The following is a 1,011-nucleotide window of genomic DNA, read 5'->3' as shown; positions in this document are numbered from 1 at the left end:
GCAGGTTGTCGCCTCGGATTCCCGCATGATTGTCTTCGTCCTGCGGACGGACAATCACCCGCAATCCGCAACGACAACTTACAAGTGACCGTTACAGCACATATTAAATAATGAATAAACATACGCCATATATTATTTTCTTTGTCGTTTTGATTTTTGGGAGTTGTTCATTAAAAGAAAAAGAACCATTTCAAGAATCGAAAACGCAAATATTATATGATATAATTCCGACTCTATTTGATTCTGTCTTTGTAGATGTCACATTAATTCCTCCACCACCTCCACCACCATGGGAAATGACAAAAAAAGATTCATTGGAATACAAAAAAGCGTATGACAATTACTTAATTGAATTGGAACAATATTCCGACACTGTACTTTTAGCATTCCAAGATTCATTATTAAAAATTGACAATCCCGAAAAATTATTAAAAGAGCATTTTAATGTTGCTACTCCTATGACATTGGATACAACCAACTCTAATATGAGAGTAATTGATATAAATAAAGTTTCTCTACCTGACAGATTTATAATACGCTCATTGTACACATTCCCAGAGGGGACATATATTTGGGATGGTAATTATGACCACAAATTAGCTGGAGCATTTCTAATTTCAGATTTGGAAATGGAAAAGACTAGAACATACGGAATACTTGAATGGGGCTTTATGTGCGGAAGTTTGTGCGGGCATGGTGGTTATGCTTTTATTACTAAAAAAGACGGAAAATGGATAATAGACCATATATCGATAGAGTGGGTAGCGTAAAAATACGTGCTGTAACAAAGTACATATTGCAGGGCGGGCTTCGGTGGTACGCCAACTGCGGATTCTCGCATCGCAGTTCCGTGTCCTTCGGACAGGAACGCTCCCCGAAATCCGCCCCGACAACATGTACCAACCGTTATAGCACATTTGGTACGATAAAGGGACATCCGTTACAAAGTTAAAGGGACATAGTTTACACTTTTCAAAGTTTGTAATTTGATATAAAAATCAAATTGCCATG

General features: G+C 37.7%; 1 protein-coding gene. It reads left to right on the top strand.

Translation table 11 applies throughout. The features are described from left to right. The first annotated feature begins 110 nt into the window (after nt 1-110). Nucleotides 111-770, top strand: a complete 660-nt coding sequence (locus tag BUB08_RS19950) for a hypothetical protein (RefSeq protein ID WP_139249819.1) — start codon at nt 111-113, stop codon at nt 768-770. The last annotated feature ends 241 nt before the right edge of the window (nt 771-1,011 follow it).

This window comes from Mariniphaga anaerophila, assembly GCF_900129025.1.
In the GTDB taxonomy this organism is placed as follows: Bacteria; Bacteroidota; Bacteroidia; order Bacteroidales; family Prolixibacteraceae; genus Mariniphaga; species Mariniphaga anaerophila.
The sequence above is the reverse complement of the archived record's forward strand: the minus strand, read 5'-3'. Positions and strand labels throughout refer to the sequence as shown.

What these genes read in the sequence shown, in the direction of transcription:
- BUB08_RS19950 (WP_139249819.1), top strand. Translation starts at nt 111, where the DNA reads ATGAATAAACATACGCCATATATTATTTTCTTTGTCGTTTTGATTTTT.